The following is a 23981-nucleotide window of genomic DNA, read 5'->3' as shown; positions in this document are numbered from 1 at the left end:
GAATGGCGGCCGAGCACCGGATCAATGCTGGTTTCATGCCGCTCTTCGACAGCGCTGTCCTTGTCGCGGCGAAGGAAATCGGCTTCGCCCTGCGTGAAGGCATCGACCTGACGCTCAACCGGGAAACGTCCTGGGCCAACATCCGCGACCGCATCGCCATCGGCCATTTCGATCTGGCTCACATGCTGGGGCCGATGCCGATCGCCTGCAATCTGGGGCTGACGCCGCTCGCCTCCGATACCGTCGTGCCGTTCTCGCTCGGCCTCGGCGGCAATTGCGTGACGGTTTCGAACGCGGTCTGGGCCGGCATGGCCGCGCACGGCGCCCAACCCGATCTCGATCCGGCGCGGGCCGGCAAGGCGTTGGGAGCGCTGATTCGTGAACGGGCGAATGGCGGCGGCGATCCGCTTCGCTTCGCCGTCGTCCATCCGCACTCCGGGCACAATTACGAATTGCGCTACTGGCTCGCCGCCTGTGGCATCGACCCGTCGCGTGAAATCGAGATCGTCATCGTGCCGCCCCCCTTCATGGCCGACGCACTCGCCGCTGGCAGGATCGACGGCTACTGCGTCGGCGAACCCTGGAACAGCGCCTCGGTCGTCGCGGGCACCGGCCATATTGCCACGATCAAGGCGGCCATCTGGAAGACCAGCCCCGAGAAAGTCGTCGGCGTGCGCAAGGCATGGGCGGAAAGAGAGCCGGAGGCGCTTTCGGCCCTGCTGCGCGCGCTGCATCATGCGGCGCGCTGGTGCCAGGATCCGGCAAACCGCGGCGAACTCGCGGCCCTGATGGCGCAGCCGGCCTTCCTCGGGCTTGAGCCGGCGCTGCAGATGCCGATCCTCAGCGGCCATCTTGCGCTCGGCGGCGGCGCCGAACTGAGCGTCGGCGACTTCTTTCTGTCCTTCAGCAAGGCGGCGAACTTCCCGTGGAAGAGCCATGCGCTGTGGTTCTACACGCAGATGGTGCGCTGGGGGCATGTCGCGCACACGCCGGAAAACCTCGCTATTGCCCGCGACTGCTACCGCCCCGATCTCTACCGCTCGGCGTTGAAGCCGCTTGGCGTGGCGCTTCCCGGTGCCAATGCCAAGGTCGAGGGCGCGCTGAAGGCCGCGACTCCGGTCGGTTCGGCGGGGGCAAGCCTGGTGCTCGGTCCCGATGGTTTCTTCGATGGCCAGATCTTCGATCCCGACGAGATCGAGGCCTACATTGCCGGCCAGAAATTGGCGCGCGCCGAAGTCTGATCATTTCGGCGGCATTCTTGTGCGCTGCACAAAAAATGTGCGTGCAACTGCGCTAATGAACAATCTTTGGCTTGCTCGCCCAGCGGGCCGGCGCGCCGACGATTTTGGCATGTCGTTGATCTCGTTGATGTTTGTCATCCATTCCGAAACTGGCACGGTTCCTGCGTTGCAATAGGCAGACTCTTCTCGGGTCACGGAATAGGCGTCCAATGGCGGGCGCTACAGGCAACGCTGCCGCTCAGGTCAACACGCGATCCCGGATGGACGGACGCGCGCGGCCTGGCCGGCGGCTTTTTTGTTTTGGTCGAACACGCAATCGACGGCGCCGATCCCAAGCCGCGCCCAACCGGAGATGACGATGACGAAACGCATCAAGAGCCATTCCGCCCAAACGGCGATCAGCCGCCGCGATTTCCTGAGGATCAGCGCGGCCACCGCGGCAACGCTGGCCGCGGCGCGTGCGCTGCTGCCCTCCGGCGCCTATGCGGCGCCCGCCGCGCCGGAAGTCACCGGCGCCAAGCTCGGCTTCATAGCGCTGACCGATGCGGCGCCGCTGATGATTGCCAAGGAGAAAGGCCTGTTCGAGAAATTCGGCATGCCCGACGTCGAGGTGCTCAAGCAGGCCTCCTGGGGGGCGACGCGCGATAATCTGGTGCTCGGCGGCGAAGCCAACGGCATTGACGGCGCCCATATCCTGACGCCGATGCCTTATCTGATGCACACCGGCAAGGTGACTCAAAACAAGCAGCCGCTGCCGATGGCGATCGTGGCCCGGCTCAACTACGACTGCCAGGGCATTTCTGTCGCCCAGGAATATGCCGGCACCGGTGTCGGCCTCGACGCCTCCAAGCTGAAGGACGCCTTCGCTGCGAAAAAGGCCGCAGGCAAGGAGGTGAAGGCCGCCATGACCTTCCCGGGCGGCACGCACGATCTTTGGCTGCGCTACTGGCTGGCTGCCGGCGGCATCGATCCCGACAAGGACGTCTCGACCATCGTCGTGCCGCCGCCGCAGATGGTCGCCAACATGAAGGTCGGCAACATGGACGTGTTCTGTGTCGGCGAGCCGTGGAACGAGCAGCTCGTCCACCAGGGCGTCGGCTTCACCGCCGCCACCACCGGCGAACTGTGGAAGGGCCATCCGGAAAAGGCGCTCGGCCTGCGCGCCGCCTTCATCGACAAGTACCCGAACTCCACCAAGGCGATCCTGATGGCCGTCATGGAAGCCCAGCAATGGTGCGAAGCCAAGGAAAACAAGGACGAGATGGCCGCCATCATCGGCAAGCGGCAATGGATGAACGTGCCGACTGCCGACATCATCGGCCGCCTCAAGGGCGACATCAATTACGGCAATGGCCGCGTCGCCAACGGCACCGATCTCTACATGAAGTTCTGGCAGGGCGGCGTGTCCTATCCCTTCAAGAGCCACGACAGCTGGTTCCTCGCCGAAAATATCCGCTGGGGCAAGTTCGCGCCGACCACCGACATCAAAGCACTGGTCGGCCAAGTCAACCGTGAGGATCTGTGGCGCGAGGCGGCCAAGGATCTTGGTGTCGCCGCGGCCGATATTCCGGCGTCTACGTCGCGCGGCACCGAAACGTTCTTCGACGGCAAGATCTTCGATCCGGAGAACCCGTCGGCCTATCTCGACAGCCTGAAAATCAAGGTGTCGGCCTGAGCCTGACATAGATGCGCGGCAGGCGGTGGCAGCGCCGCCTGCATTGCACCTGCCGCCAAGGAGTTTTTCGAGAAATGTCTATCCAAGCCATCGAGGACCGCAAGGTGAAGCCGCTCCCCGCGCCTGCCAAGCCCGCCGAAATCATCGCCTTCACCGCCAGGGCGCGGCGCCGCTTCGACCCGGCCGCGATCGCAGGCAAGCTGGCCAGCACGCTGGTGCCGCCGGTCATCGTCATCACCATTATGCTCGTCGTCTGGCAGGTCGCCTGTTCGTCGCCCACAGCCAGCCTGCCACCGCCGAGCCAGGTGTGGAACGAGGCCTATGACCTGATCGCCCACCCGTTCTTCGACAATGGCCCGCAGGACATTGGGCTCGCCTGGCGGGTGCTGATGTCGCTGCAGCGCGTCGCCATGGGCTTCGGCCTGGCAGCAATCGTCGGCGTCGCGCTCGGCGCGCTCGTCGGCCAGTCGATCTGGGCGATGCGCGGTCTCGATCCGGTCTTCCAGATCCTGCGCACGGTGCCGCCGCTCGCGTGGCTGCCGCTGTCGCTGGCGGCGTTCCGCGATTCCAGCCCGTCGGCGATCTTCGTCATCTTCATCACCTCGATCTGGCCGGTGATCATCAACACCGCCGTCGGCGTCCGCAACATTCCAGAGGACTATCGCAACGTCGCCCGTATCCTCCGGCTCAACCAGTTCGAGTTCTTTGTGAAGATCATGGTGCCGGCCGCGGCACCTTACATCTTCACCGGCCTGCGCATCGGCATCGGCCTGTCGTGGCTGGCCATCGTCGCCGCCGAAATGCTGACCGGCGGCGTCGGTATCGGCTTCTTCATCTGGGATGCCTGGAATTCGTCGCGGCTGCCCGACATCATCGTCGCACTCGCCTATATCGGCGTCACCGGTTTCTGCCTCGACCGCCTGGTCGCGGCGGTCGGCGCCTTCGTCACCCGCGGCACAACGGCAAAGTGAGGAGAGGGACGATGACGGCCTATCTGAAACTCGACCATATCGACAAATCCTTCGCCCGCGGCAGCCAGGTCAGCGACGTGCTGAAGGACATCCGGCTGACCATCGACAAGGGCGAATTCGTCTCGATCATCGGCCATTCCGGCTGCGGCAAGTCGACCTTGCTCAACCTGATCGCCGGCCTGACCAAGGTCTCGGCCGGCGCGGTTCTGCTCGAAGACAAGGAGGTCGATAGTCCCGGCCCGGAACGCGCCGTGGTGTTCCAGAACCACAGCCTGCTGCCATGGCTCACCGTCTACGAAAACATCAATTTGGCAGTCACGAAGGTCTTTGGCCGGAGCAAGAGCCGGGCCGAGCGGCATGAATGGATCATGCGCAATCTCGATCTCGTTCAGATGGCGCATGCCAAGGACAAACGTCCGGCCGAGATTTCGGGCGGCATGAAGCAGCGCGTCGGCATCGCCCGGGCGCTGGCCATGGAGCCGAAGATCCTGCTGCTCGACGAGCCGTTCGGGGCGCTCGACGCGCTGACGCGCGCCCATCTTCAGGATGCGGTGATGGATATCCATTCGAGGCTCGGCTCGACGACGATCATGATCACTCACGATGTCGACGAGGCGGTGCTGTTGTCCGACCGCATCGTCATGATGACCAACGGGCCGGCGGCCACCATCGGCGAGGTTCTTCCCGTGCCGCTGGCCCGGCCGCGTCGGCGCATCGAGCTTTCCTCCGACCGCACCTTCCTGCGCTGCCGCGAGGCGGTGCTGAAATTCCTCTACGAACGCCACCGCTTCGTCGAAGCCGCGGAGTAAGGCCATAACGGGAAAACTCGTCATCATCATTGGCAATCTGCATCGGCAATGGGCAATCTACCGCATTGCACAAATATTATGCTGCTGTGCAAGGCATTTTGACTAATCTTTGATCCGCTGCCGAGCTTGGTCAAAAGTCGCGCGGCTGCGGTTCATATTGATTTCATTCGATAATTAAGAGCGCTGTCGAATTGGCACGCTTCCTGCTTTCCAAAATGTAGGGCCCGCAAGGGCCAAGTGAAACGGCGTCCAATGGCGGGCGCCACAGGCAAAGCTGCCGCTCAGGTCCACACGCGCTCCCGGAACCCCGGACGCGAAGACCTGGCCGGCGGCTTTTTTGTTTTGACGCAATCGACGGCGCTGGTCCCAAGCGGCGCCCAACCGGAGACGACGATGACGAAACGGATTGGAACTGGCGCGTGCCTCGCGGACTCACGCGCCGCCATTTTCTGGCCAGCAGCGCGCTGTTCACCGCCGCGCTCGTCCTCTTTCCCGCCGGCGCCAAGACTGACGGCAAGGGTCTCGAAGTGACCGCGCAAAGGTCGGGTTCAACCAGTTCGCCGATGCTGCGCCGCTGACAGTCGCGAACGAACAGACAAGGGCGGTGCCTCCCACGCCGCAAACCGGAGCCAGAAAATGACCGCAAATCTCCCAGCCGCGCCCAGCCAGGACAGCGCTCCCCGGCAGGCGCTTGCCATGTCCACCATCGCCTTCACCGTCTGCTTCGCGGTGTGGACGATCTTTTCAATCATCGGCGTGCGCATAAAGCAGGAGCTGGGGCTGAACGAGACGGAGTTCGGCCTGCTCGTCGGCACGCCGATCCTCACCGGCTCGCTCGTCCGTATGGTGCTCGGTGTCTGGACCGACCGTTTTGGCGGACGGCCGGTATACACCGCGACCATGCTTGCGGCGGCGGTCGCGACCTTTCTGCTCGCTTTTGCGCACACCTACGGGCAGATGCTGGTCGCCGCACTAGGCGTTGGGCTCGCCGGCGGTTCCTTCGCCGTCGGTGTCGCCTATGTCTCGCGCTTCTTCCCGGCCGGCAAGCAGGGTACGGCGCTTGGCATTTTCGGTGTCGGCAATGTCGGCGCCGCGGTCACCAAGTTCCTGGCACCGTTCGTGCTTCTCTCCTGGGGCTGGCAGTCGGTCGCGCTGATCTGGGCGGCAGCACTCGTCGTCATGGCCGCCGTCTTCTGGTTCACGACCGGCGACGATCCAGTCATCCGCGAGCGCCGCGCCGGCAAGGCAGCGCCCGCGAGAAGCTTCTTGCAGGAATTCGCGCCGCTCAAGAACCTGCAGGTCTGGCGCTTCGCCTTCTATTATTTCTTCGCCTTCGGTGCATTCGTGGCGCTCTCGCTGTGGCTGCCCCGCTACCTGATCGGCGTCTACGGCTTCGGGCTTGCGACCGCCGGCATGATCGGGGCGGCCTATTCAATTCCGGCAAGTATTTTCCGCGCCTATGGCGGCGTGCTTTCCGACCGGATCGGCGCCCGCACCGTGCTCTACTGGACCTTCGCTGTCAGTGCCGCCGCGACTCTCGTTCTGTCTCTCCCCTCGGCAGATTACGTCGTGCGCGGTGTCAGCGGGCCGATCGCCTTCCATTTCGAGGTCGGCCCGCTCGCCTTCATAGCCGTTGCCTGTGTGCTCGGCTTCTTCATGAGCCTTGGCAAGGCTGCCGTCTACAAGCACATCCCGGCTTACTATCCGCAGAGTGTCGGCGCGGTCGGCGGCGTTGTCGGCATGATTGGCGGGCTCGGCGGCTTTATCCTGCCAATCGTCTTCGGCGTGCTCAACGACCTCACCGGCGTCTGGTCGAGCTGCTTCATGCTGCTCTTCGTCATCGTCGCCACCTGCTTTGCCTGGATGCATTTTTCCATCCGTCGGATGGAGCGCACGGCGTCTGACGAAGCTTCAGGCCTTTCCTACGCGGCTGAGTGAGACCGGAGTGGATCAGGACATGACCGAGAAACTCGTTATCATTGGCAACGGCATGGCCCCCGGGCGCATGCTGGAGCACCTCCTGGAAAAGGCGCCTGGGCGCTACCAGGTCACCATCTTCAACGCCGAGCCGCGCGTGAACTACGACCGCATCATGCTCTCGCCAGTTCTGTCGGGCGAAAAGGCCTATGAGGAGATCATCATCCATGGCGACGGCTGGTACATCAAGCACGGCATCACCCTCTACAAGGGCCACAAGATCGTCGCCATCGACCGGCAGGCAAAGACCGTCACCTCCGATCATGGCGTGACCGAGCCCTACGACAAGCTCGTCATCGCCACCGGCTCGGTGCCGTTTATCATTCCGGTGCCAGGCCATGATCTGCCCGGCGTGCTCACGTATCGCGATCTCGACGACGTCCGGGCGATGATGCTTGCCGCCCAGTCGCGGGCCAAGGCGGTGGTCATCGGCGGCGGCCTGCTCGGCCTGGAAGCGGCTGCGGGTCTGAACGCACAAGGGATGGACGTCACCGTGCTGCACGTCATGCCGACGCTGATGGAGCGTCAGCTCGACCCGGCCGCCGGATATCTCCTGCAGCGCGCCGTCGAGCAGCGCGGCATCAAGGTCATCACCAAGGCCAACACCCAGGCGATCACCGGCAACGGCAAGGTCGAGCGGGTGGAGCTTGCCGACGGCACAGTCATTCCCGCAACGCTCGTCGTCATGGCGGTGGGCATCAGGCCGAACGCGGCGCTGGCGAAGGAAGCCGGCATTGCGGTCAATCGCGGCATCGTCGTCGACGCCGGCATGCGCAGCAACGATCCCGATATCTACGCAATCGGCGAATGCGCCGAGGTCAACGGCCAGGTCTACGGGCTGGTCGCGCCGCTCTACGAGATGGCGCGCGTCGCCGCCAGCCATCTGGCCGGCAATGAGGCGGCGGCTTTCGTCCACATGGACACGCCGACCAAGCTCAAGGTCACCGGTATCGAGCTGTTCTCGCTCGGCGACTTCGCCGAGGGCGATGACCGCCAGGAGATCGTGCTGCGCGATGCCGCGGCCGGCGTCTACAAGCGCCTGGTACTCAAGGACGACCGCATCATCGGCACCGTGCTCTATGGCGAGACGGCGGACGGCGCCTGGTTCAACGACCTCAAGAAGAAGCAGACCGACATATCCGAGATGCGCGATACGCTCATCTTCGGCCAGTCCTACCAGGGAGGCGCCCCCCTGGACCCTATGGCGGCCGTTGCAGCCTTGCCGGATGATGCGGAAATCTGCGGTTGCAACGGCGTATGCAAGGGAAAGATCACCGGCGCGATCACCGCCAGGGGCCTGACCTCGCTCGACGACGTGCGCGCCCACACCAAGGCGTCGGCGTCCTGCGGTTCCTGCACCGGGCTGGTCGAAAAGCTGATGGTGCTGACCATCGGCGACAAATACAACCCCGCGGCGGTCCAGCCGATGTGCAGCTGCACCGCGCTTGGCCATGACGAGGTCCGCCGGCTGATCAAGGCCAAGGGCTTGAAGACCATTCCCGCCGTCATGCAGGAACTGGAGTGGAAGACTTCCTGCGGCTGCGCCAAATGCCGGCCGGCGCTCAACTATTATCTCGTCTGCGACTGGCCCGACGAATACGCCGACGATTACCAGTCGCGCTTCATCAACGAGCGCGTCCACGCCAACATCCAAAAGGACGGCACCTATTCGGTAGTGCCGCGCATGTGGGGCGGCGTCACCAATGCCGCCGAATTGCGCGCCATCGCAGACGTCGTCGACAAGTTCGAGATCCCGATGGTCAAGGTCACCGGCGGCCAGCGCATCGACATGCTCGGCATCCGCAAGGAAGACCTGCCGGCGGTATGGGCCGATCTCGGACAGGCCGGCTTCGTCTCCGGCCACGCCTACGCCAAGGGACTGCGCACGGTGAAGACCTGCGTCGGCTCGGACTGGTGCCGCTTCGGCACGCAGGATTCGACCGGCTTGGGCATCCGTATCGAAAAATTCATGTGGGGCTCGTGGACCCCGGCCAAGGTCAAGATGGCGGTGTCGGGCTGTCCGCGAAACTGTGCCGAGGCGACCTGCAAGGATGTCGGCGTGATCTGCGTCGATAGCGGCTACGAGATCCATTTCGCCGGCGCCGCCGGTCTCGACATCAAGGGCACCGAAGTGCTCGGCCTGGTCAAGACCGAGGACGAGGCGCTGGAGCATATCGTGGCGTTGACGCAGATGTATCGCGAGCAGGGCCGCTATCTCGAGCGTATCTACAAATGGGCCAAGCGCGTCGGCATAGCTGAGATCAAGCGTCAGATCATGGACGATGGCGAGAAGCGCAAAGCCTATTTCGACCGCTTCGTCTTTTCGCAGAAATTCGCCCAGGTCGACCCATGGTCGGAACGTGCTTCCGGCAAGGACAAGCATGAATTCCGGCCGATGGCTTCGGTCGGCTTTGCCCAGGCGGCGGAGTAGGCGCGTGTTCCCGAAAAGTGGAATGCGTTTTCGGACAAGAACACGCGCAAAAGAGGAATAGCCACATGAACTGGGTATCGATAGGCACGCTCTCGGACATTCCGCGTCGCGGCGCGCGCTGCGTCGCCACGCCCGAAGGCAAGATCGCCGTCTTCCGCACGGCCGACGATCAAGTCTTCGCCATCGACGACCATTGCCCGCACAAAGGTGGGCCGCTCAGCCAGGGCATCGTCCATGGCACGGCGGTGACCTGTCCCTTGCACAATTGGGTGATCTCGCTGGAGACAGGCAAGGCGCTCGGCGCGGACGAGGGCGCGGTGCGCACCATTGCGGTGCGGATCGACGGCGAGCGGCTGTTCATTGCGCTTGAAGCGCTGGCCAGCCGCGCGGCGTGAACCATGCAGATTGATGAAGCGCGCGAGGTGAGGACCACCTGCCCCTATTGCGGGGTGGGTTGCGGCGTGCTGGCGAAGGTCGCCGCGGACGGTGAAATAACCGTTCGTGGCGACCCGGACCACCCGGCGAATTTCGGCCGGCTCTGCTCCAAAGGCTCGGCGCTGGCTGAGACCATCGACCTCGACGGCAGGTTGCTATACCCGGAGATCCACGGTCGCCGCACCGACTGGGACGAAGCGCTCGACCTTGTCGCTTCGACCTTCTCGCAAACCATTGCCGAACACGGCCCCGGTTCGGTCGCCTTTTATGTTTCCGGCCAGTTGCTGACCGAGGACTATTACGTCGCCAACAAGCTGATGAAAGGCTTTATCGGCTCGGCCAATATCGACACCAATTCGCGCCTGTGCATGGCCTCGTCGGTCGCCGGCCACCGCCGCGCCTTTGGCTCGGACACCGTTCCGGGAAATTACGAGGATCTGGAACTTGCCGACCTGATCGTGCTGGTCGGCTCCAATCTCGCCTGGTGCCATCCGGTACTCTACCAGCGCATTGCCGCCGCCCGGGAAAAGCGGCCCGAGATGAAGGTGGTGCTGATCGACCCTCGCCGCACAATGACCTCAGACATCGCCGACATGCATCTGGCGATCGCGCCCGATGGCGACGTCGCTTTGTTCACCGGGCTGCTCGCCTATCTCGGCCAGCACAACGCGCTGGACCGCACCTATATCACGGCGCACACGACCGGCTTCGGGCAAGCGCTTTTCGCCGCCTCGGCGCTCGATCTTGCCGGCATCGCGGCTGCCACGGGTCTCAGTGAGGACGAACTGGCCCGCTTCTACAGCCTGTTTGCCGCGACGGCGAAGACGGTGACCGTCTACAGCCAAGGCGTGAACCAGTCGTCTTCGGGCACCGACAAGGTCAACGCCATCATCAACTGCCATCTAGCCACCGGCCGCATAGGCAAGCCCGGCGCCGGGCCGTTCTCGGTGACCGGCCAGCCCAACGCCATGGGCGGCCGTGAGGTCGGCGGCATGGCCAACATGCTGGCCGCCCACATGGAGATCGAAAACCCCGAGCACCGCGAACGCGTGCGGCGCTTCTGGAATGCCCCAACCGTCGCCGAAAAACCCGGCCTGAAAGCGGTCGAGATGTTCCAAGCGGTGGCCGACGGACGCATCAAGGCGCTGTGGATCATGGCCACCAACCCGGTCGATTCGATGCCGGATGCCGATGCCGTCGAAGCGGCGATCAAGGCCTGCCCGTTTGTTGTGGTCTCGGACGTGCTGGGCGAGACCGACACGGTCCGCCACGCCCATGTCCGGCTGCCGGCCACCGCATGGGGCGAAAAGGATGGCACCGTCACCAATTCGGAGCGCCGCATCTCGCGCCAGCGGGCTTTTTTGGCCAGGCCCGGCGGGGCAAGGCCAGATTGGTGGATCATCGCTGAAGTTGCCAAGCTGATGGGCTTCGGCGAGGCGTTTTCGCATGTGTCGCCGACCGACATCTTCGCCGAGCACGCGGCGCTGTCGGGCTTCGAGAATGACGGCGCGCGCGATTTTGATATAGGCGCGTATGGCGATATCGGTGCAGAGGCCTATGAGGATCTTCTGCCGTTCCAATGGCCAGCGCCGGCCTCACCCTCCCCCTTGAGGGGAGGGTCGGCACGCGCGTTGAGCAAAGCGAAACAAGCGGGACGGGGTGGGGTCGGTGGTGAAGTCTCGACCTCTCCGGGTCGCCCCACCGAGGTGGAGGCCGTCGCAGATGACCCCCTCTGGCCTGCCGGCCATCTCCCCCTCAAGGGGGGAGATCAGCCTGCTGCTCGGCTGTCGCCAGTCTCCCAGGTTGATGAGTGGGCGCAGCCGGCAAAACCGCCAATCTCCCCCCTTGAGGGGGAGATGGCCGGCAGGCCAGAGGGGGGTGTTCAGGCTGGACATAGCTCAGCCAGCATCCGCTTCTTCGCCAATGGCGGCTTCTACACGCCCGACGGCAAGGCGCGCTTCATTGCCATCCGCCCAGCCGCACAAACCCGCACCAACCCGGACTACCCGCTCGTCCTCAACACCGGGCGCGTCCGCGACCATTGGCACACCATGACGCGGACCGGCAAGAGCCCGCGCCTGTCGCAGCACATGGCCGAACCGTTCGTCGAAATCCACCCGGCGGATGCGCAGCACTATGGTATCGGCGATGCCGACATCGTGCGCGTCTCGACTGGCCATGGCGAGGTGCTGGTCCGCGCGCTGGTGACGGTGCGCCAACGCCAAGGCTCTGTATTCGTTCCGATGCACTGGACCGATCAGATCTCCGCCCGCGCGCGTGTCGATGCACTGGTCCCGCCGACGACCGATGCGATTTCAGGTCAGCCGGCCTCGAAGAACGTTGCCGCCCGCATCCAGCGGTTCGCCGCCACTGCCTTCGGCTTCGCCGTGCTTGCCGAACGACCCGCATCGATCGACGCCGATTACTGGAGCCTCGCCCGCTGCCCCGCCGGCTGGCGCCTTGAAATTGCGCTGCAGTCCGGCCGTGACTGGACCGGGTTTGCCGCCTCGCTGTTCGGCCTCGAAGGCGAGACGCTCGCCTATCACGACATCGCCGGCGGGCACCATCGCTTCGCCCGTTTCGCGGGCAGTCGGCTGGTCGGCTCGCTCTATCTGGCGCCTACCCCGGTGGCGGTGTCGCGCGGCTGGGCGGTCGAACAACTTGGTGCTGACCATGCCGATCGGCAGGCGCGGTTGGCGATTGTCGCCGGGCGGCCGGGCGGCAACAGCGTCGACCGCGGTGCCATCGTCTGCGCCTGTTTCGGGGTCGGTGCCAACCAGATCGCGGAAGCGGTACGCGGCGGCTGTACCAGCGTCGCGGCAATCGGCGCCGCCCTTCACGCCGGCACCAATTGCGGCTCTTGCCGCGCCGAGATCAAGACCATTATCGACGGGCGGCGTCTGCAAGCTGCGGAGTGATGCGCGGAGGAACTCTGCCGCGCCGCTGCATGATGCTTACTAGCAATTTACAAACCATGGGCTACCAACGTTCTGACTTCGATTCGCTCGGAACGGGAGCCTCATGAGCAAAGCCCTGACCTCATTCGCGCTTGCCGCCGTGCTGACGGCCTTGCTGATGGCGCTCAGCCTGGCGGTGGCCAGGCATGGCTATCCCTATGGCGCGATCGGCGCCAAGCGCTTGAGCGACGTCGCCGATGCGGGGACGTTCATTCCGCTCGCGGCGATCTATTTTTTCAGCGCACTGCTGATGATGGTTCTGCCGATCAGGCTCGCTGGCATCGTCCTGACACATGCCGCCGATGCGATCTTCTGGACGGTCATCGTGTTGTTTGCGCTCATCGTTGGATGTCTCGCCGCGAGATTTGCTTTCGGTCAGCGCGATGTGCTCTCCGCACTCCTGAACTGGCGCTTCCTGTTTGTCGCAGGCGTCGTCGGATGCCATCTGTTCATCAACGAGCTGCGCCGCAACATCTTGTTGAGAAGCCTGTTCTTCGTCATCTTCGCCGCAGCGACACTGGCCTGCCTGTTTTGGTCCTTCACCGTCTGAGCATGTGCGACCGTCGGCAGGCGGCTTAATTCTTGTCGACCGGCTTCGAACGCATTCGCGAAACGGTCTCACGCTCGGCCCGCTTCGAACGCATCGGCGGCAGGCCGCGGTCGATCAGGTCCATGTCTTCCAGCACCATGTCGCCCATCCGCTTGAAGGCGATGTCAAGCGCGCCGGCCCGGTGGGCGGAGCACAGGAACCCCGGCAACGTACGGACCGGGTGATCCTGGGCCAGAGGCTCCTCAGGAAAAACATCGCTGGCGGCGACGATATGGCCGCTGCGGACGACGTCCATCAGTGCCGGGAAATCGACCACGCCGGCTCGGCTGAGCAGGATGAAAGCGGCTCCCTTGCGCATCCTGGCAAACGCCTCGGCGCCGAGGAAGCCCTGGTTTTCGCTGGTCACCGAAGCGACGACGAAGACGAAATCGCTGTTCGACAGAACGTCGTCAAGAGAGGCCGGCTCGACGCCGTTTTCGATCAGGATCGACGGCGGCAGCCACGGGTCGAAGACTTTTGTCCGCGTGCGAAAGCCTGACAGCAGCCGGTTGAGCGCACGGCCAAGATCGCCGAAGCCGATAATGCCGACATCCGCGCCGGAAAGAAGCCGCGCCGTCCGGTTGCCGTCGCCGCCCCACAGCTCCTTGCCCTGACGAAATGCGAGATCGGCGTCGACGATTCCGCGGGCGAGGTTGAGCGCCATGGCAAGGCCGAGCTCGGCCACCGGCTCTGCAAACACCAGCCCGGTGGTGACGACATGGATGCCGCGCGAAAACAGCGCCTCGTACGGCATGTTGTCGATAAGGTTGCTCTCGACATTGAAGACGCAGCGCAGCGCCTTCATTTTCTCCAGCGTCTCCGGCGTGATCGGCGGCTGGCCGACAATGTAGCGCGCCTCGCCAAGGATATCGGCCGGCAGCGCCGCGACACCTTCAGGCGATGTTTCGACGATGCGGTATTTCGATCGAAATTTCGCCAGCGCAGCCGGCGTGAAGATCAGGTCGAGCGTGCGCGGTTCGGGTGCGCTGATCACCAGCGGCAAGGCGCTGTCGGACATGATACTTTACCTCCCGTGCGATCCGCGTCGCACCACACAAGAATCGTCTTTTCCCGCCCCCGACACCTATCACATGCCTGTCGAGAAGGAGAAGTTTGCCTTCTTCGGCCTTGCGGTGCGGCGGTCGGTGGTCCAGATAGACGGCGATCGAAGGACGACAAGGAAGACAGCAACATGATCCCGTTTCGAAAGAACCTCATCGATGGCGAGTGGGTAGGCGATGCCGGCTCCCGCAACATCAACCCGTCCAATCTCGACGACGTGGTCGGCGAATATGCATCGGGGGGCGCGGAGCATGCTCGGCAGGCCATCGCCGCGGCGAAAGCGGCATTTCCGGCATGGTCCCGATCGGGCCTGCTGGCACGCCATGCGGTGCTGAGGAAGACGTCGGACGAGATCACCGCGCGGAAAGATGAAATAGGCCGGGCGTTGGCGCGCGAAGAAGGCAAGACACTGGTCGAGGGCATCGGCGAGACTGTGCGGGCCGCCCAGATATTCGATTTTTTCGCCGGCGAGGCGTTGCGCCTGTCGGGCGAGCTGGTGCCAAGCGTGCGGCCCGGCGTCGGCGTCGAGATCACCCGCGAAGCGGTCGGCGTCGTCGGCATCATCACGCCGTGGAATTTCCCGATCGCCATTCCGGCTTGGAAAATCGCTCCGGCGCTGGCCTACGGCAACACCATCGTCTTCAAGCCGGCGGAACTCGTTCCGGAGAGCGCCTGGACCATTGTCGACATCCTGCACCGCGCCGGGCTGCCCAAGGGTGTGCTCAACCTGGTGATGGGCAAAGGTTCGGTGGTCGGCCAGGCCATGCTCGACAGTCCTGACCTCAACGCCATCACCTTCACCGGCTCGGTCGGCACCGGCAAGCGCGTCGCCGCCGCCAGCGTCGAGCACATGCGCAAGTTCCAGCTCGAAATGGGCGGCAAGAACCCGCTTGTGGTGCTCGACGATGCCGACCTTGCCGTCGCCGTCGACTGCGCCATCAACGGTGCCTACTTCTCGACCGGCCAGCGCTGCACGGCGTCGTCCCGGCTGGTGGTGACGGACGGCATCCACGACCGCTTCGTCGAGGTGCTCAAGGACCGCATGGCCAAGCTGATCGTCGGCGACGCTCTCGATGCGAAGACCCAGATCGGGCCGGTTGTCGACCAGAGCCAGCTCAAACAGGACGAGGACTATATCGCCATCGGACGTCAGGAAGGTGCCGATCTCGCCTTCGGCGGCGAGCGGCTCGATCGCGAAACCCGCGGCTTCTATTTGCAGCCTGCGCTGTTCACCGAAACCACCAACGCCATGCGCATCTCGCGCGAGGAGATTTTCGGCCCGGTCGCCAACGTCATCCGCGTCAAGGATTATGACGAGGCGCTGGCGGTGGCCAACGACACGCCGTTCGGGCTGACGTCCGGCATCTGCACCTCGAGCCTCAAGCATGCCACGCACTTCAAGCGCAATTCGGAAGCCGGCATGGTCATGGTCAATCTGCCGACGGCCGGCGTCGACTTCCACGTGCCTTTCGGCGGGCGCAAGGGATCGAGCTACGGCCCGCGCGAGCAGGGCCGCTATGCCGCAGAGTTCTACACCACGGTGAAGACCGCTTACACGTTTGCCGGCTAAGAAAAGGCGGCAGACCAGCCAGGCAGCGAGCAAGTCGATGGCATCTGAGAATACGGACCTGACCTGGCTCAATCCGCCGCCGCACCACGCCTTCGGCAACAATACGGTGCATGTACGGACCGGTGAGGAGACCGACTTCTGGCGCGAGACGTTCTACGGCTTCTGGCGCGACAATGGCCATTTCCTCTATCGTGAGGTCGAGGGCGATTTCAGCGCCGAAGTCACGGTCAAGGGGCACTATGAGGTGCTTTACGATCAGGCCGGGCTTATGGTCCGCCTGAGCGAGACGCACTGGATCAAGGCCGGCATCGAATACACCGACGGGCTGATGTATTTTTCCGTCGTCGTCACCAACGATGCCTCCGACTGGTCGCTGGCCAGCATTCCGGCCGATCCGGACGGGGTCAGGATCCGCATGACCCGCCATGCCGAGACGATCCGCGTCCAGTATCGCGACGCATCTGACAAGCACTGGAAACCGGTGCGGCTTGCCTATTTCCCGCCGTCGAAAACGGTCGATGTCGGCATGATGTGCTGTTCGCCGCAGCGCGAGGGCTTCGAAGTGACATTCAGCGATTTTTCGATCGGCCCGCCGATCTCGCGGGAGCTTCACGACTGAGGCGCCGCGATCCGGTCGGGCGGTTTGCGTCCGGCCCCGCCTCAGTAGGTCGCCCGGCCGCCGGAGACGTCGAAGACGGCCGCCGTCGTGAACGAGCATTCCTCGGACGCGATCCAGCAAATCAGCGCCGCCACCTCCTCGACCTCGCCGAACCGCGCCATCGGTATTTTGGACAGCATGAAGTCGATGTGTTGCTGGCTCATCTGCTGGAAGATCGCGGTGCGCACGGCCGCCGGCGTGACGCAGTTCACCGTTACTTTGGTCTTGGCCAGTTCCTTGCCGAGCGATTTGGTCATGCCGATCACCGCCGCCTTGGAGGTGCTGTAGGCCGAGGCGTTCGGGTTACCTTCCTTGCCGGCAATCGAGGCGATGTTGATGATCCTGCCGTAATTGCGTTCGAGCATATGCGGGACCAGCGCCTTGTTGCAGAAGAAGACGCCGTTGATGTTGATGTCGGTGACCCGGCGCCAATCCTCCACCGAATACTCCCAGGTCGTCATGTTCGGCCCGGTGATGGCAGCACTGGTGACAAGGACATCGACCGCGCCAAGCGCTTCGATCGTCTCTCCGGCGGCGGCTTCGACCGCTATGGGGTCGGCGACGTCTAAGGTGACGCTGTGCAGGCCTGGAACAATGGCCTTGGCCTGCTCGATCTGGGCGGCATCGCGATCCCAGACCGAAACACGCCCGCCTTCGTCAGTGATCCTTTGCGCGACGGCCAGGCCGATGCCTGAGGCGCCGCCGGTGATAACAGCAGATCGTCCGGCAAATCGTCCCGCGAAACTCATCGGCATGTGGTCTTCCTCCCAATGGGCGGCGAATGTGAAGTCAACGGCGGACAAGTTCAAGCGCGGACTTGCAACCTCAGAACAGCTTATGATGGGCCAGCACCGGTCAATTGTACGGCACTGCCTTCTGGCCAAATCGTCTCGCCCGGTATGGAGAGAACGGCTGGAACGACGCGCCCGGTTGGCATCCGGGTGACAGGCGGCGCCGGATGGGTTATATTGCACTGCACAATGCGAGCGCCTGCAGGCGAGGCTCCCATCGATCCGACGAATCGGCCCACGAGCGGCCCATGAAATCGGCATTGAGCTGCAAGGACGGAAAACCGCTATCGAGATGAAGATTCCAAAATCTCTGTTGATCGATCCGGACAAGAACACGGTCTATGGCAGCTTTGCCGTTGCCGTCTCGATCTGGGCGTTCTCCTACTCGACCATTTTCGGCCAGGCCATGATCCTGGCTTATTATGCGGTCTGGCTACCGCTCATCCTGGTCGACTACCGCAAGATATTAAGGCACGCTTCCAGCGCCTGGCTTCCGCTGGCCTTTGCAACCTATGTCTGCTTCTCGGTGTTCTGGTCGGCGGCTCCCGGCACCACGGCAAGAACGGCCGTCCAATATTGCTCCCATATCGCCTGCGCCTACATTGCCGCGCGCACCGTCAGCGTCCGGACCTTGACCATAGGCGCCCTGATCGGGATTTTCGTCGTTCTGCTCTACTCGCTCAAGGTCGCAAGTTATTCCTACGACGTTCTCGACGGGACATACAATTTCGTCGGCGCTTTCAGCTCCAAGAACCAGATCGGCTTTGTCGCATCGCTCGGCATTTATTTCTGCGTTGTCTACCTCGCCTTTCTCAGGCGCGGACGCATAAGCTTTTTGTTGATTGTACCGATCGTCCTTCTGTCGGGCTATCTGCTGGTCGTGTCGCATTCGGCCACTTCGATGGCGTCGACCCCGGCGGTTCTCGCTCTGGTCGCCCTGCTTTCCATCGGCAAGCTGCTTTCGCTCCGCCATCGCCGGGTGATTTTCATAATCGGTGCGGGCGGGCTGGTCGCCTGCACCGTGATTGCGCTGAATCTCGGGCTGATGGACTTTGTCCTTGGCCTTTTCGGCAAGGATTCGACGCTCACCGGACGAACCTACCTCTGGCAACAGGGCTGGAATGCCGCGCAGCAATCGCCCATCCTCGGCGTCGGCTACGCGGCTTATTGGGTGCAGGGCTTCTCCGAGGCCGAGCGGCTGTGGAACGAATTCTATATCGCCGCGCGAAGCGGCTTCCACTTCCACAACACCTACATCGAGACCTTGGTGGAACTCGGCTTCGTCGGCGCGACACTGCTTTCGCTGATCATCCTGCGCACGCTCTGGGGTCACGTCTCGGCGCTGATATTCAGGACATGGCAAGCCGACTCCGTGATTCTTGCCGGCGTCATGGTGCTTCTGTTCATCCGATCCTTCGTCGAGGTCGAGACCCTCAATCCCTACATCATGGGATCGTTCCTGCTGTACTACAGCTACTTCAAGCTGGTGAGGGTGCCGGCCGTCGCTCCTTCCCGGTGGAGCGCCGTGAACCATCTCGAGGAACCGGACGCCGTGCGAGGCTAGAGCGGGCGGCAGGCGGTTCGTTGCCCGAAGGCCGCCTTGTTTTCTGACCCATAAGATCCCAAACGCAAAAACCCCCCGCAGACCGCTGCCTGCGGGGTTGGTGCTTTGCTCCGGTGGAAAGAAGCTACTGGATGGCCATGGGCGCCGGTTTGACCTTGATCACGTCCCCTGGCAGCACCGGCGTGTCTTCATCGGCGGTGATTTCGCTGGTCTTGCCGTCGACCACCCGCACCAGGGAAAATGACAAGGCCGCTGGTTCGTTGTTGCCGTAGAATTGCGGCATGGGGCTGCCCGACAAGGCTTCGGACATCAAGGCCTTTTCCATATTCAGCTTCAGCGTCACCTCGTTGAGATCGGCTTCCGTCTGTTGCCGGTCGGTCGCGAGGCTGGAGTTCTGGGTGTTCTCGAGATCGATGGCGTCCTGGGTGGCCTTGCTGATCGACTGCTTGGCCGTGAGAATCGCCGTTTCGTAATCCAGGATCTGGCCCTCGAGGTCGGCGATGGTTTGCTGCGAGTTCAAAACCCGCGTGTTGACGACCAGCCCCTTTTGCGCCAGCGAGCCGATGCCGTTGAGCTGCTCCTTCGCCAGATCAACCTGCTTCTGCTGGTTGACGATCTTTTTCTGCAGCGAATCGATCTCGCTTTGCAGCAGTGCCTTCAAATCGTCGAGCGCCTGCAAGCGCAGCTTGAGTTTCTTCTGGTCGGCCGCCAGGATCGCCGTCTCATCGGCAACGATGCTGGGCAGCTTCGGATCGTCGGCCACCTCTTTCGGCACCGCGAATGTCGGCTTGTCCGCTAGTTCCGCTTCGATGCGGGCGCGCTTGACGGTCAGCCTGACCAATTGGTCTTGTAGTACGTCGAAATTGCCCTTGGCATTGATCAGGTCGCGGTCGTAGCGCTGTCCGCTCTCCGGGTTCCGCCGGGCTCCGCCGGCAATGCTCATCGCTTTCAGCACGGACAACCCAGGCACACAAGGATACTGGCCGGGCGATTGCACCTCGCCAGAGATGTAGAATGGCCGGTACTGCGCCATTTCGACGGAAGCCTCCGGCTTGTCGGCCAGAGCGAGCTTGCGCTGCAGCGCCTCACCGAGCGATGCCGCGATCTCCGAAGTCGTCTTGCCGGATGCGGGCATCTCGCCGACGAAGGGAACCGACAAGGTTCCAGCGGGGCCGACCGTGTATTCTCCATTGATGGCCGACCAGTCACGGAACGTGCCTTCGACGGTCTGCCATTCCGCCACGCGGATGGTCAGCTTGTCCTGTGCTCCTAGGCGATAGTCGTCGGCGAAGGCAAACTGTGGCAGGGCTAGCGACAGCGTCAGGCCGGTCGCCATTGTAAGGCAAGTCGTCAAAAGCCGTACTCGCCGCATGCGTCTGGAGAGAATGCCGGTGCAAAAGATATCGATTATATCTGCTTTCAACTGAGCGTTTCCGATCTGGTTTGCCCCGCCCGATGAGCTGCCGATGCCTGAGTTAGGGGCCTGAGTTCTGGGCCCGAATTCTGGACAGTCGCTCCTCGATGCACGGCCAGCAAGCGGCCGTCAGTAGCAGCCTCGCGACATCCAGACCGCAGGTACGGTCTTGATGATGATGCGAATGTCTTCGAACATCGACCAGTTCTCGACATAGTGCCTGTCGAATGCGACGCGGCTGTCATACGAAACATCGTTGCGTCCGCTGACCTGCCAAAGCCCGGTGAGGCCGGGGCGCGATTTCAGGTAATAGACGGCCGAATTGCCATATATCTCCAGCTCATCGCGCACCACGGGACGAGGCCCGACCAGGCTCATATCCCCCTGCAGGATGTTGATGATCTGCGGCAACTCATCGAGGCTGAGCTTCCTCAGCACCGCTCCGACGCGCGTGATCCGCGGGTCGTTCTTCAACTTGCGGGTCGCTATCCATTCGGCGTTGGCCTCCGGATTCGCGGCGAGATAGGCAGCAAGCACCCGCTCGCCGTCTGGAACCATGGTGCGGAACTTGAGGCACGGAAAAATCCGTCCTCCGCGGCCGATTCGGCTGTGACCATAGAAAATCGGCCCGCCATCGGAAAACCTGACAAGCAGCGCTATCATTACGAACAGCGGGCTGAGAGCGACCAGGCCGATCAGCGAACCGACAATATCGAAGCTGCGTTTGAGCAGGCCGCCAATCGGTGGCGGAAAATCGACGCCGGCCTGCGAAAAATCCGCATCGGCCGGCTTGGCTACGTCCCTCATGCGTAAACTCCATACGTTGAACGGATGGTTTACCGCACGATACCAAAAAAATGTTGCAGCGCAACACACAATTTCTCAGACGGCTGTAATAGTCGCGTCATGAACTGACTAAATAATAAACTCGTCCTGCACAAAATTTCCCATTTATGTCGCAAAAGAGACAGATTATGGGCAATTTTGGAAAAGCTAGTCCAATTTTTGGGCTGATTTTAGGCGAATCGCTCTTTATACCCTCCTGTGGAGCTTTGCCGTCATTTAGAATTTCAAGATAATGACTGATGTTATGATAAAATACTATTCAATATTATGAATCATACTGGAGCGAGTCGATATCCGGCAATCAGTGGTGATGCCGACGTGTGCGTTGCACCATGGCAGAGTCGATCCCGAGGATTCGTTTAAAATTTATTCCGCAGCTGCCCTTGCCGCCTATTGCGCGGCTCAATAGAGTTGTAAATTGTTTCTGTCGGACTATGGACAGATTGGGCTAGGCCGGAAGCAACCGGCCAGACGCGGGCAACCTAAATAAGCTCGCAGAGTTTAAGGGAGGTGCTCGGGGTGGGCTTGTCGACATTTTTTCCCGAGCCGGTTGATGGGCTATCGGGTATGTCACTGCCAAAGTTCATTATCGGAATGTGTTTTGCGCTGGCGATCGTGATCGTCTGGTCCTATTTGGGCGGCGCCTCGCTCGGTACGACGCTGTTTCGCGTCATCGGCTGTGCCATAGTCATCCAACTGGGTTATTTTCTGCTGGTCTTTGCCATGGTCGCCAGAAATGCCCCGACCCCGGCCGACAAAATTCGCGACGCTGAACGAAAGCTGAGTTCGAACGAAGCGGCCGAAGGCGAGAAACTCAGCGCCAGGAGAGGCCTTCACTGATTTCGGGCCTGGCCGCGGTCTGCGATGTCCATATGACCTGTGGTTAAGCTCGCCGGTCCTCTGACGAATTGCTCGCCTCAACAACACCGGCAGTCGGCATTCCTGTTCTTTCAATTCCTTGACACTGCGGGCCTCGACGCGCTCGCTCCGCCCCGCCGCCGTCCGGTCGGCGAGGATCAGCAACTGGTTTCTGCCAGTCGAGCGCTCTATAGAGCGTGTAGGAACGGCTCTGCCAAAGCGGCGCATTTCTGGAGCCATCCCGATTGAGGCTCGCCGCCTGCCCAACCGGGCCATGACACCCAGCAAAATGAAAAACTGGACGGCGCCGATGATTTTGGCGATGCTTGCTTCGCACTTGCAGCATAGGCGTTTGGGCCGATGCATTTCAGAATGGGCGGTGGGGCATTGAGCGGACGGGGCGAGGAAATCCGCAACGACTTCTGCAATCGAGAGGCATGTCCATGACATCATTCCAGGTCTGCGTGATCATCGCCGCCCGCAATGCGGCGCGGACAATCCCGGCTGCCATTGCATCGGCATTACGCGAGCCTGAGGTTGCGGAAGTTGTCGTCGTCGACGACGCGTCCACCGACGATACCGCGAAAGTCGCCCACGCGGCCGGCGACGGCACGGGCCGCCTTTCCGTCATCCGCTTCGACGTCAATCGCGGCCCATCCTTTGCACGCAACGCCGCGATAGCCGGTTCCAGGTCGCCGTTCATCAGCATTCTGGACGCTGATGATTTCTTTTTCGAAGGCAGGTTTCACAGACTGTTCGCCAGCACCGATTGGGATTTCGCCGCAGACAATATCATGCTTGTCAGGGATGACGCGGCAACCGACGTTTCGAAAATCGTTGCTCCACCGTTCTCGCCCGAGCCGGAATTCCTCGATTTCGAGGGTTTCATCGACGCCAACATCTCCAGGCGCCGTGTGCAACGCGGGGAACTGGGCTTCCTCAAGCCAGTGATCAGCCGCGCCTTTCTCGATCGGCATGGGCTGCGCTACGACGAGAAGCTGCGCCTGGGTGAAGACTATGAACTCTATGCGCGCGCGGTTGCCCATGGCGCGCGCTTCAAGGTCATCAAATCCTGTGGCTACGGCGCGATCGTGCGCGCCGATTCGCTGAGCGGACGGCACAAGACCCAGGACCTGAAGCATCTGGCCGATGCCGACCTGGCACTGCTTGCGATCGACAGTTTGCCGGAGGCATCGAAGGCTGCGCTGAGAAGGCACGAGCGGCACATCCGCGACAAATACCGGTTGCGGAAGTTTTTAGACGTGAAGGCTGAGCGCGGGCTGGCGCCGGCCGCGGCCTACGCCTTGGCCGGCTCGTCCAACCTCACAGCCGTCGTCCGCGGCGTCGCCTCCGATAAGCTGGATGCGCTGTTTCGCCGCGCCGGCCTCGCCGCGAAGCGTCAGCATGTGCCGCCGCTGCGCTTCCTCATGGCCGGAACCAGCACGGCCAGCGAAAGCTAGGCCCGTCAACGTGCGACGGCGGTAGCTACTCCCTTACCCTTCGGTCGGCTCGGACGGTTTCAACGAGATTCATGAGTTTACGATCTAGGTGGTTGCCTATCCGCGCAGGGAATGGCAATCTATGTTGCGGTGCAGCAATTTTGGACGGCCAACCGAACTGGCCCAAGATATCCCCCTGTCAGAGGAGCTGGACGATGCAAGAAATGTCTTTTGAACGCGGACGGGCGCCAAGGCCGGTCACCAGCTCGACGATGATGGGGCGCTGACTGCATGGCCTCGATCTTTCGCTTCCGATCGAGAGATCCGGCGCGCGACACGCAGACCGACACCTCGCGCCTCGATCGCTTGGCAAAGCTGCTGGACCAGATCTCGGCCGAGGTCGAGGCAGAGAAGAACGGGCTTGAGAACCGCTACAGGACAACGGCTACCAATGCCGCCTTCCTGGTCGAGGCCATGGAGAACGGAGCGGTCTCCTCCCGCAAGTCCTCCGAAGTCGGCGAACTGACCAGGTCGATCCTGAATTGCGAGCGACGCATCGCGGCGCTCTCGCGCCAGAAGCAGATGATGAAGGATCTCCGTCATTCGCTGGATGAAATCTTCGATGAGAATCGGCAGAACGGCCCCGACATAAGGACCGATTTTGTGAAGCCCGCCGATTCCGGCACAGGCTGAG

21 protein-coding genes are annotated in these 23981 nt (G+C 62.6%); 16 read left to right on the top strand and 5 right to left on the bottom strand.

Annotation, left to right across the window (positions count from 1 at the left end; genetic code table 11):
- Positions 1-2: 2 nt before the first annotated feature.
- Positions 3-1241 carry a CmpA/NrtA family ABC transporter substrate-binding protein gene (locus tag NKI67_RS12285; protein WP_031211676.1) on the top strand — a complete coding sequence of 413 codons (1239 nt, stop codon included), beginning with the start codon at positions 3-5 and terminating at the stop codon, positions 1239-1241.
- A 243-nt stretch (positions 1242-1484) separates the two neighbouring features.
- On the opposite strand, the gene NKI67_RS12280 is transcribed toward NKI67_RS12285, so the two are convergent.
- Positions 1485-1613: a hypothetical protein gene (locus NKI67_RS12280; protein ID WP_280952097.1), complete on the bottom strand. Its 129-nt coding sequence runs from the start codon at positions 1611-1613 to the stop codon at positions 1485-1487.
- Between NKI67_RS12280 and NKI67_RS12275 the strand changes: the two genes are divergently transcribed.
- From NKI67_RS12275 to NKI67_RS12235, 9 genes are all read left to right on the top strand, one after another.
- Positions 1600-2916 carry a CmpA/NrtA family ABC transporter substrate-binding protein gene (locus tag NKI67_RS12275; protein ID WP_023676291.1) on the top strand — a complete coding sequence of 439 codons (1317 nt, stop codon included), beginning with the start codon at positions 1600-1602 and terminating at the stop codon, positions 2914-2916. The genes NKI67_RS12280 and NKI67_RS12275 overlap by 14 nt on opposite strands.
- A gap of 74 nt (positions 2917-2990) precedes the next feature.
- Entirely contained in the window at positions 2991-3887 is an 897-nt protein-coding gene (gene ntrB / locus NKI67_RS12270) for a nitrate ABC transporter permease (RefSeq protein ID WP_352568361.1), read from the top strand.
- An 11-nt stretch (positions 3888-3898) separates the two neighbouring features.
- Positions 3899-4696: an ABC transporter ATP-binding protein gene (locus tag NKI67_RS12265; protein ID WP_023676293.1), complete on the top strand. Its 798-nt coding sequence runs from the start codon at positions 3899-3901 to the stop codon at positions 4694-4696.
- A 419-nt stretch (positions 4697-5115) separates the two neighbouring features.
- The gene (locus NKI67_RS12260) at positions 5116-5274 is read left to right on the top strand and encodes a hypothetical protein (RefSeq protein ID WP_023676294.1); all 159 of its coding nucleotides are present in this window, start codon (positions 5116-5118) and stop codon (positions 5272-5274) included.
- 58 nt (positions 5275-5332) lie between these two features.
- Positions 5333-6634 carry an MFS transporter gene (locus NKI67_RS12255; protein ID WP_352645383.1) on the top strand — a complete coding sequence of 434 codons (1302 nt, stop codon included), beginning with the start codon at positions 5333-5335 and terminating at the stop codon, positions 6632-6634.
- 19 nt (positions 6635-6653) lie between these two features.
- The gene (gene nirB / locus NKI67_RS12250; RefSeq protein ID WP_023676296.1) at positions 6654-9104 is read left to right on the top strand and encodes a nitrite reductase large subunit NirB; all 2451 of its coding nucleotides are present in this window, start codon (positions 6654-6656) and stop codon (positions 9102-9104) included.
- 65 nt (positions 9105-9169) lie between these two features.
- Positions 9170-9499 (top strand): nitrite reductase small subunit NirD, encoded by a 330-nt coding sequence (gene nirD / locus NKI67_RS12245; RefSeq protein ID WP_023676297.1) that lies wholly within the window; start codon positions 9170-9172, stop codon positions 9497-9499.
- 3 nt (positions 9500-9502) lie between these two features.
- On the top strand, positions 9503-12457 hold the full coding sequence (locus NKI67_RS12240; RefSeq protein WP_023676298.1) for a nitrate reductase: 2955 nt from the start codon (positions 9503-9505) through the stop codon (positions 12455-12457).
- A 103-nt stretch (positions 12458-12560) separates the two neighbouring features.
- Positions 12561-13046 (top strand): hypothetical protein, encoded by a 486-nt coding sequence (locus NKI67_RS12235; RefSeq protein ID WP_023676299.1) that lies wholly within the window; start codon positions 12561-12563, stop codon positions 13044-13046.
- A gap of 25 nt (positions 13047-13071) precedes the next feature.
- On the opposite strand, the gene NKI67_RS12230 is transcribed toward NKI67_RS12235, so the two are convergent.
- The gene (locus NKI67_RS12230; protein WP_023676300.1) at positions 13072-14103 is read right to left on the bottom strand and encodes a hydroxyacid dehydrogenase; all 1032 of its coding nucleotides are present in this window, start codon (positions 14101-14103) and stop codon (positions 13072-13074) included.
- A gap of 177 nt (positions 14104-14280) precedes the next feature.
- Here NKI67_RS12230 and NKI67_RS12225 point away from each other — a divergent pair, with 177 nt between their 5' ends.
- Together NKI67_RS12225 and NKI67_RS12220 are read left to right on the top strand one after the other, a co-directional pair.
- On the top strand, positions 14281-15717 hold the full coding sequence (locus NKI67_RS12225) for an aldehyde dehydrogenase family protein (RefSeq protein WP_031211677.1): 1437 nt from the start codon (positions 14281-14283) through the stop codon (positions 15715-15717).
- A 37-nt stretch (positions 15718-15754) separates the two neighbouring features.
- Positions 15755-16336, top strand: coding sequence for a DUF1349 domain-containing protein (locus NKI67_RS12220; RefSeq protein WP_023676303.1), 582 nt, complete (start codon positions 15755-15757; stop codon positions 16334-16336).
- A gap of 41 nt (positions 16337-16377) precedes the next feature.
- Here the strand turns inward: NKI67_RS12220 and NKI67_RS12215 are convergent, their stop codons facing one another.
- Positions 16378-17130 carry an SDR family NAD(P)-dependent oxidoreductase gene (locus NKI67_RS12215; RefSeq protein WP_023676304.1) on the bottom strand — a complete coding sequence of 251 codons (753 nt, stop codon included), beginning with the start codon at positions 17128-17130 and terminating at the stop codon, positions 16378-16380.
- 328 nt (positions 17131-17458) lie between these two features.
- Here NKI67_RS12215 and NKI67_RS12210 point away from each other — a divergent pair, with 328 nt between their 5' ends.
- On the top strand, positions 17459-18730 hold the full coding sequence (locus NKI67_RS12210) for an O-antigen ligase family protein (RefSeq protein WP_023676305.1): 1272 nt from the start codon (positions 17459-17461) through the stop codon (positions 18728-18730).
- A gap of 124 nt (positions 18731-18854) precedes the next feature.
- Here the strand turns inward: NKI67_RS12210 and NKI67_RS12205 are convergent, their stop codons facing one another.
- Both NKI67_RS12205 and NKI67_RS12200 read right to left on the bottom strand, forming a co-directional pair.
- Positions 18855-20066 carry a polysaccharide biosynthesis/export family protein gene (locus tag NKI67_RS12205; RefSeq protein ID WP_084641075.1) on the bottom strand — a complete coding sequence of 404 codons (1212 nt, stop codon included), beginning with the start codon at positions 20064-20066 and terminating at the stop codon, positions 18855-18857.
- A gap of 207 nt (positions 20067-20273) precedes the next feature.
- Positions 20274-20951, bottom strand: a complete 678-nt coding sequence (locus tag NKI67_RS12200) for a sugar transferase (protein WP_023676307.1) — start codon at positions 20949-20951, stop codon at positions 20274-20276.
- 549 nt (positions 20952-21500) lie between these two features.
- Here NKI67_RS12200 and NKI67_RS12195 point away from each other — a divergent pair.
- The 3 genes from NKI67_RS12195 to NKI67_RS12185 all read left to right on the top strand — a co-directional run bounded on the left by NKI67_RS12195 (position 21501) and on the right by NKI67_RS12185 (position 23980).
- The gene (locus NKI67_RS12195; RefSeq protein ID WP_245274682.1) at positions 21501-21830 is read left to right on the top strand and encodes an exopolysaccharide production repressor protein; all 330 of its coding nucleotides are present in this window, start codon (positions 21501-21503) and stop codon (positions 21828-21830) included.
- 455 nt (positions 21831-22285) lie between these two features.
- Positions 22286-23308: a glycosyltransferase family 2 protein gene (locus NKI67_RS12190; RefSeq protein ID WP_023676309.1), complete on the top strand. Its 1023-nt coding sequence runs from the start codon at positions 22286-22288 to the stop codon at positions 23306-23308.
- A 270-nt stretch (positions 23309-23578) separates the two neighbouring features.
- Positions 23579-23980 (top strand): hypothetical protein, encoded by a 402-nt coding sequence (locus tag NKI67_RS12185; RefSeq protein ID WP_023676310.1) that lies wholly within the window; start codon positions 23579-23581, stop codon positions 23978-23980.
- Position 23981: the final 1 nt, after the last annotated feature.

The organism is Mesorhizobium sp. M0408 (assembly GCF_040321495.1).
GTDB lineage: Bacteria > Pseudomonadota > Alphaproteobacteria > Rhizobiales > Rhizobiaceae > Mesorhizobium.
Note: the sequence above shows the minus strand (reverse complement) of the source record. Positions and strands in the feature narration are given on the sequence as shown.